Origin of the sequence: Micromonospora sp. NPDC051296 (genome assembly GCF_040682255.1) — a bacterium.
Taxonomy (GTDB): Bacteria; Actinomycetota; Actinomycetes; order Mycobacteriales; family Micromonosporaceae; genus Micromonospora; species Micromonospora craterilacus.
Genome location: NZ_JBFBAO010000352.1, coordinates 1 through 7,323 on the forward strand (window position 1 = coordinate 1; position 7,323 = coordinate 7,323).

The window sequence follows — 7,323 nt, forward strand, 5'->3', positions numbered from 1 at the left end:
AGGCCGACGACGTCGAACCCGACGAGGACCTTGACCGGCTCCGGGTGCGACTGACACCCGAGGCGACCCGCGCGTTCATCGAGCGGGCCCGGCGAAGATCGTGGTGCTGGACGCCGGCCGGGTCGTCCAGCGCGGCCGGCACGCGGAGCTGGTCGCGGCCCCCGGCTGGTACCGGGACCAGTGGGTGCTGCAACAGGCCGCCGAGCACGGCTACCTCGCGCTTTCCGGCTGACCCCTCCGGGATCGGCTCCGGGATGTCCCCGACGCCGTGACGCTGCCCATCGTGGCAGGGTGGGGCCATGCCGGTCGGGGATGACGTGTTGGTCGAGGAGCACCTGCGGCAACTCGCCGACCGGTTGCGCGGGCCGCGCCGGCTCCGGGCCGACCTGATGACCGAGGCGCGGCACGGGCTGCTGGACGCCGCCGAGGCGTACCGGGACAGTGGCCTGCCGGCCCATGAGGCGTCCCGGCAAGCGGTGGCCGAGTTCGGTACGCCGGAGCAGCTCGCACCGGCGTACCAGGCCGAATTGGCGGTGGCGGCGCTACGCGGGTTGGCGCTGCGGATCCTCGCCTTCGCCGCGGCCGCCTCGCTCGCTGGCGACCTGACCTGGCGCGGGTCGAGTTGGAGCGAGGGCCCTCGGCCGCCGGCCGGCTACCTGCTGTTGTCGCAGTTGGTGGAGTGGGTCTGGGCGGGCGCCTTCCTGCTCGGCGTCGCCGGGCTGATGCTGGTCGGGGCCACCGCGCGGTCGTCACGCCCGGGACTCACCACCTCGGCCCGTGCGGTGGGCACCACGCTGACCGGGGCTGCCGTGCTGGGCGCACTGGCTGGCGCGGCGCTGTTCGCCTGGTCGATCCTGCTGTGGGACGCGGCCCTCACCTGGCCGCCGATGATTATCGGCATGCTCGCCGCCGGCGCCGCCCATGTCTGGCTGGGCCGGGCCGCCCGCACCTGGCTGCTCGCCACCCGCTGAGCCGCCGACGGGCCGCCGGTATACTCGCCGCCGGCCTCGCCCGGATGCGGCCGTGGCGCGGGATCGGTCGGCGGTCGGTGTCAGTCGGCCGTCGCGGGCGCGCTGCCGGGGTCGAGGAAGCGCCCGACCGTGGCGCTGAACTCGCGCCACCCGGACCGCTGGTCGACCAGCGCGCGCCGGCCGGCGTCGGTCAGCTCGTAGGTCCGCCGTTCCCGTCCGTTGACGGTGCTCCAGTCGCTCGCCACGTACCCGGCCCGCTCCAGTCGCCGCAGCGCCGGGTAGACCGTGCCGGTGGGCAGGTCGAGCCGCCCGTCGCTGCGTGCCCGGAGCGCCTCGATGATGGCGTAGCCGTGCTGGGCACCCCGCTCCAGCACGGCCAGCAGCAGGGCGTCGAGGTGTCCGTGCAGCGCCTGGGCGTTCATACGTAGACACGCTACTTGTTGGGGAAGTGGGACGCCACCGGGGTGCGGCACCGGTCACCCAGAGCAGCCAACTAGGGTATGTGCCCAGAGTCACTCACCGGCACGAGCGCCGGTGGGCAGCCCGACGCACACGGAGGTCACCGTGGCCCGCCAGTCGCCCCAACGGCCGGACGCCGACGAGCCCGAGCTCGATGACACGACCGGCCTCACCGAGCCGGACGACGCTGAGCCGGACGCTGCCGCGTCGGCCGACGCGGACCGCGAACTCTGGGATGAGCTGCGGATCGACCCGGTGGAGATCGCTCTGCCCGCCGGCACCGGCTACACCCTGCGGGCGTACCGGCCGGCCAGCGAGCTGACCCCGACCGACGTGGCCGAACGGGACGCCGACGACCCGTTCCTGGCCCGCCGGCAGGCCGTCGAGACCGAGGACGAAGACGACGAGAACGTCGTCATCCTCGACGAGGACGTCGCCCGGGAGTTCGCCGAGAGCGACGACGACGACGAGAAGCGAACCAAGCTCGGCGAGGGCGCCACCGCGGACGACGCCGAGAAGGAGGACACCGACGAGGAGGCGGCCGACGAGGCCGACGACGAGGAGGTGCCGGCCTTCCTGACGCACCGGGGGCGGCTGCTGCTGTTCAAGACCCCCGAGTCCCTGGTCAGTTTCGTCCGTTCCGGCGCGCCCAACGATCTGTCCCAGCTGGACAGTTGGAATGAATTGTCCGAACGGGTGGAGCCGAGCGACATCGCGCCACTCGACGAGGACGTGTACGAGCTCGACCTCGTGGTGGAGAACCTCCGCGGCGGCCACGACACCTGGGATCCGACCCTGCTCATCGAGGCCGGCGAGGTCGCCCGCGATCTGGCGTACGCCCTCCGCCTGCCCGCCGTGCTCGACATGCTCTCCGCTGGTTCCAGCCTCGACGACCTCGACGAGGCGCTGCGAGCTTCGGTCAACGGCGGAATCGGCGGTTTCATGGGCCGGCGTCGATTGAAGAAAATCGGGGCACAAACCGCAAGTCTGGGTTGGCGGACCATTGTCGGAAAGATCTCTGCGATCGTGGACTGGCGCGACTGACCCGCACCAGGGAGCATCAGTCTCTGGCAGAGAAAGCCTTGTGTCCCGGGAGGAGGACGACGCCGTGGCGCTCGTGCGCGTGTACTGCGGTCTGGCCTCGGCGGATCCGGCCGACCGATCGGCCTCGGCCGGTTCGACGCTGACGTCGGCCGTGGTCGACGACGCAGGCCGTCTGCTGCATGTCTGTGAGATCGGCGACGACCCGGCGGGCTACGCCCGGCTGGTGACACTGCTGGTCGAACGCTCAGGCGGGCCGAGCGGTGCGGCGATAGCCGCCGACAGCGACGACCACACGGTCACCTCACTGCTCAGTGCCGCCGGTCGCCCGCTGGCGATCGCCGACGACGACTCGGTCGACGACTTCGCCGAACGGTTCGCCGACGACGACTCGCTGGAGGAGATGCAGTCACCGCCGGCCGTGCGGCGAGCCGTCGGCCTGGCCCGCGCCCTGCAGGCCGGTGCACTGTCCGCGGTGACCCTGCCGGCCCCCCGGGACCTCGCCGGCTACAAGCAGGTGCTCGCCGCGCATGCCGCACTGGCCAGCGGGCGGCACTCCGCCGCGGTTGCGCTGCGTGAGGTGCTGCGCGAGCTCTACCCGGCCGCGTTGCGCGCCTACCCCGATCCCGCCGAGCCGATCCCGCTGGCCGTGCTGGACGCCCTGCCCGAGCCGGGCATGCTCACCGACGCCGCCGGCCGTGGTCGCGACGCCGCGGTCACCGCCGACGCGGTCGCCGCCCAACTCGCCGCCGACGGCACGGGCGACGCGGACGCGATCGACGAGGCGGTCACCGCGCTGCGGGTGGCGATCTCGGAAACCCCCCGCCGGTCGGCCGTGAACCGGGCCCTCACCGCTGCCGCCGCCGAGACCATCCGGCAGGCGGTCGCCGCCGTGCGGGCCTGCGACGCCGGCTGCGAGGCGCTGGTCGGTGCGCTGCACGCCCGTACCGCCGCTCCGGCGCCGGCCGCGGGCCGTCGGGCCGCCGCCCGGCGCGGCGAGCCGGTCGGCGAGTTGCCGGCCGCCAGCACCGGTGCCGGGCTGCGGGCGGTACGCCCCGCCGGGGCCGAACCGGCGGGCGGGCGGCGCAGCCGTCCGGAGCCGATGCCCGGCAACGCTCCGCTACCGTCGCCCCGACCGCTCGGTCCGCCGCCGGTGGCGCCACCTCCGGTCACTCCGCCACCCGTCGCACCTGCTCCGGTGGCGCCGGCCGCGGTCGCCGGCCCGCCCGTCTCGGCACCGCCGTCGCACCCCGAGCCCACCCCGTCGCGGATCGACGGGCCGACCAACCGGCCGATCTCCACGCCGCCTCCGCCGCCGCCCGGAATCACCCCGATCGCGCCGGCGCAGCGCGGCTCGATCCCGCCCGCGGAGGCCGGTGAGCCATTCCGGCCGACCCTGACCACCGCGGCGATCAACAGCGCGCGGGCCGAGCGCCGGCGCACCGTCATCCCGCCCCGACCGAAGACCACCGGTGGGGAACCGCCGACCGGTGGCTTCAGCGCCACCGATCTCAACGTCCCGGTGCCGCCCCCGCGCCCCGGGCAGGAGCCGGCAGCCCCGGGTTCCCGGGCGAACTGGCCGCTGGTCAACAACCCGGAGAACCCGGCCGACAGTTCGGCCAACAACCCGGTCGTCGGCTCGTACGACGACCGGGGCCGGCGCGGTGCCCCCGAGGCTCCCGCCGACCTCGGAGCCGACCGCCGGGTGACCCCGCCGTGGCTCGCCGACGACCTGCCGCCGGAGCCGCCGGTGCTGCGGCTGGTCGAGCCGCCGCCGCTGGCCGACCGGGCGCTGCGCAACGGAGCCGAACCGCAGCTGGAGAACCCGCCGCTGCGGCTCGTCGACCGGGCTGGCCCGGAGCGTGGCGGCCATCCGGCCGAGCGCCTGGACCTCACCCCACCGGCCCGCCGGCCGGAACCACCGGTCGAGCACCGGCCGCCGCCGGTCTCCGACGAGGGCGACGGTGACCTGCTGATCTTCGCCCAGGCCAAGTCGGCCTGGTTCGTCGGTCACGGCGAGGATGCCGGCCTGGACTGGTCGACCACGGCCGACACCGGATGGCAGGCCGCCGAGCAGGCAGCCCGCCCGGCGGTGGGCGCCGAGACGACGGCCGGGCTGCCCAAGCGCGTACCCCAGGCCAACCTCGTGCCGGGCTCGCCACTGCGCGAGGAGCGTCCACTGCGGATCGTGCGGGACGCGGCCAGCCTGGCCGAGAACACCACCGGCTACTTCCGCGGCTGGCGCCGGGGGCAGGAGATCGGCGGGTTCGCGGTCGGTGGGCGCCCGGGGCGCGAGTCCGCTGGCGGCTGGGACTTCAGCCGGGACACCGGTGACCGCGACGACGAACGGGAGTACGAGTACCGCTCGGCCGGCTACCGGTCCTGACGCCGACCACACGCCCGCTCACCTGCGTGTTTCTGCCCACACCCGGATAAGTTGACGCCGGGTCGGCAGGGCCGGGAGCATACCCGCGGAACAGCCGGCGGCAGGTCGCCGGGCGGGAAGGCGACTCATGGCAACACCGACAACCAGCCCATCCGTGATCACCCGACGTGGCGTGCTGGCCGCGGCGACGGGCACCATGCTGCTGAGCGCCTGTGGGCGCGACGAGGAGCGCGACGGAGCCGTCCCCCGGCCCACCCCCGGGCACGAGCTGGTCATCGGGGCGACGCTGGAGCTGAGCGGGCCGGGCGCGGCCCTGGGCGTGACCCAGGAGCGGGTGCTGGCCATCAGCACGGAGGCCATCAACGACAAGGGCGTAGCGGTCGGCAACCTACGCCGGACCGTACGGCTCGAGATCATGGACAACCGCAGCGACCCCCGGCTGGCCGCCCAGCAGGCCACCGAGCTGGGCCAGCGCGACGACGTGCACGCCCTGCTCGGCGGCACGCTGGCGGAAACCTCGATGTCGGTCATCGGGGTGGCGCAGGAGCTGCGGCTGCCGTTCGTGTCGCTGGCGTTCGGTGATGCGATCACCGTTCCGCTGGCCCAACGTGCCTTCATCTACAAGGTCACCCCGGACGCCGGGGACATGGCCCGCCAGCTGGCCCAGCTGATCGACGCCGAGGGGCTGCGCCGGGTCGTGTTGATGGCCGAGGAGGGGCTGCACGGCAACTCCGGCGTACGGGCCATGACCGGCGCGCTGCGTACCGCGGGGGTGGGTCTGGCCCGTACCGTGCGGCTGCCCAAGGCGGGCGGGGACGTCGGGCGGGCCGCCGAGCAGGCCGTCGCGGCCCGGGCGGACGGCGTGGTGGTGTGGGCGACCGCACCGAACTCCGGCGCCGCCGCACGGGCCCTGCGCAAGGCCGGACACTCCGGCCACCTGTTCTTCGACGCCGGGGCGGTGGCCGAGGAGACCCTGGAGAGCCACAACGCGCTCGCCGTGGAGGGCGCATACGCCATCCACCCGTCCTCGCTGGCCGCCTCCACCGTCGCCAACAGCAGCGCCACCGGACGCGCCTACCGCGACCTCGTCTCGCAGTACATCCGCCGGCACGGCGCCTACAGCGGCTTCGCTCCGTACGCCTCGGACGCCCTGCTGCTGATCACCACGGCGGCCCGGTTGGCCGACAGCGTGGACCGTGGGCGGCTGCGGGCGTACCTGCAGAACCAGATCACCGACGGGATGGCGGGGATGTACTCGTTCACGCCGATCCGGCACAGCGGCATGGAGCGCCAGTCCCTCGGCGTGTACCGCGTCGACGGCGGCGCCTGGAACCGGCTCAGCTGACGCGGTAGCCGGCCCACCGGGCGCGGCACCGCGCCGGCTCGCCGGCCCCGCACACCAGTCAGCAGATCACGCGCAGCAACCAGCGCCCGGTGTCGACGAAGGCCGTCACCGGGCGCTGGAACGCGATCGTCAGGCCGGGGCGACGGCGCGCGTGCGGCGCATGGTGAGCACGTACTCGACCAGCGAGATCAGCACGTGCTTCGTCGACTCCCGGTTCCGGGCGTCACAGGCCACCACCGGCACGTGGGAGGAGATAGCGAGCGCCTCCCGAACGTCCTGCGGGTCGTGGTACTGCATACCGTCGAAGCAGTTGATGGCCACCAGGTACGGCAGCCGCCGGTGCTCGAAGAAGTCGATCGCCGCGAAGCAGTCGGCCAGCCGGCGGGTGTCCACCAGCACGACCGCGCCGATCGCGCCCCGGACCAGTTCATCCCACATGAACCAGAAACGGGTCTGACCCGGCGTACCGAACAGGTACAGGATCAGGTCACGATCGATCGAGATACGACCGAAGTCCATGGCCACCGTGGTCGTCGTCTTCCCCGGCACCTGCCGGGTGTCGTCGACGCCGACCCCGGCGGAGGTCATGATGGCCTCGGTAGTCAGCGGCGTGATCTCCGAGACCGAGCCGACCAGCGTCGTCTTGCCGACGCCGAATCCACCGGCGATAACGATCTTCGCCGACGTCACGCGCCCGCTTGGGGTCTGCGGGCGGTGCGACATGTCAGAGCCTGCGAAGTCCACTCAGCACCCTCTCCAGCAATTCAGTGCCCACCGCGTCGTCCGAGTCGTCCAGGATGGTCGGCTCGTGGACCGCGACCAGGCCGTCCGTCGCCATATCGGCGATGAGCACCCGGGCCACGCCGAGTGGAAGCTGCATTCGCGCCGCGATCTCGGCTAGCGACTGCACGCGTCCGTCACACAGCGCGGCGATGTACTGGTGCTCACGGCCTTGCCCACCGTTGCCAGTGGCAGCGGCCCGACCGCGCACCGTCGTCTCGACAAGCGCTTCCAGCGCGATGTCGAGGCGGGGACGGGTACGACCGCGGGTCACGGCGTATGGACGGACCAATGCGCCCGTCGGCTCGTCACGATCGGCCATGTCGCCGCTCACCTCCTTC

At 73.5% G+C, this 7,323-nt stretch carries 8 protein-coding genes and 1 pseudogene; 6 read left to right on the forward strand and 3 right to left on the reverse strand.

Annotation, left to right across the window (positions count from 1 at the left end):
• The 3 genes and pseudogenes from AB0M52_RS27530 to AB0M52_RS27540 form a co-directional block, all read left to right on the forward strand.
• Nucleotides 1-95, forward strand: a pseudogene (locus AB0M52_RS27530) (DUF3090 domain-containing protein); the annotation flags it as partial.
• 8 nt (nucleotides 96-103) lie between these two features.
• Nucleotides 104-232, forward strand: coding sequence for a hypothetical protein (locus AB0M52_RS27535; protein ID WP_363959504.1), 129 nt, complete (start codon nucleotides 104-106; stop codon nucleotides 230-232).
• Between the two features lie 67 nt (nucleotides 233-299).
• Nucleotides 300-971 (forward strand): permease prefix domain 1-containing protein, encoded by a 672-nt coding sequence (locus AB0M52_RS27540; RefSeq protein ID WP_363959483.1) that lies wholly within the window; start codon nucleotides 300-302, stop codon nucleotides 969-971.
• A gap of 80 nt (nucleotides 972-1,051) precedes the next feature.
• On the opposite strand, the gene AB0M52_RS27545 is transcribed toward AB0M52_RS27540, so the two are convergent.
• Nucleotides 1,052-1,393 carry a helix-turn-helix transcriptional regulator gene (locus tag AB0M52_RS27545; protein ID WP_363959486.1) on the reverse strand — a complete coding sequence of 114 codons (342 nt, stop codon included), beginning with the start codon at nucleotides 1,391-1,393 and terminating at the stop codon, nucleotides 1,052-1,054.
• A gap of 112 nt (nucleotides 1,394-1,505) precedes the next feature.
• On the opposite strand from AB0M52_RS27545, the gene AB0M52_RS27550 reads away from it, so the two are divergent.
• The 3 genes from AB0M52_RS27550 to AB0M52_RS27560 all read left to right on the forward strand — a co-directional run bounded on the left by AB0M52_RS27550 (nucleotide 1,506) and on the right by AB0M52_RS27560 (nucleotide 6,202).
• Nucleotides 1,506-2,474, forward strand: coding sequence for a DNA primase (locus AB0M52_RS27550; protein WP_363959489.1), 969 nt, complete (start codon nucleotides 1,506-1,508; stop codon nucleotides 2,472-2,474).
• 40 nt (nucleotides 2,475-2,514) lie between these two features.
• Nucleotides 2,515-4,857, forward strand: coding sequence for a transposase (locus AB0M52_RS27555; RefSeq protein ID WP_363959492.1), 2,343 nt, complete (start codon nucleotides 2,515-2,517; stop codon nucleotides 4,855-4,857).
• Between the two features lie 154 nt (nucleotides 4,858-5,011).
• Nucleotides 5,012-6,202 carry an ABC transporter substrate-binding protein gene (locus AB0M52_RS27560; RefSeq protein ID WP_363959495.1) on the forward strand — a complete coding sequence of 397 codons (1,191 nt, stop codon included), beginning with the start codon at nucleotides 5,012-5,014 and terminating at the stop codon, nucleotides 6,200-6,202.
• A gap of 129 nt (nucleotides 6,203-6,331) precedes the next feature.
• On the opposite strand, the gene AB0M52_RS27565 is transcribed toward AB0M52_RS27560, so the two are convergent.
• Both AB0M52_RS27565 and AB0M52_RS27570 read right to left on the reverse strand, forming a co-directional pair.
• Nucleotides 6,332-6,925 carry an ATP/GTP-binding protein gene (locus tag AB0M52_RS27565; RefSeq protein WP_363959501.1) on the reverse strand — a complete coding sequence of 198 codons (594 nt, stop codon included), beginning with the start codon at nucleotides 6,923-6,925 and terminating at the stop codon, nucleotides 6,332-6,334.
• A 1-nt stretch (nucleotide 6,926) separates the two neighbouring features.
• Nucleotides 6,927-7,323, reverse strand: a 397-nt coding sequence (locus AB0M52_RS27570; RefSeq protein WP_363959498.1) for a DUF742 domain-containing protein, incomplete at its 5' end; no start/stop codon positions are given.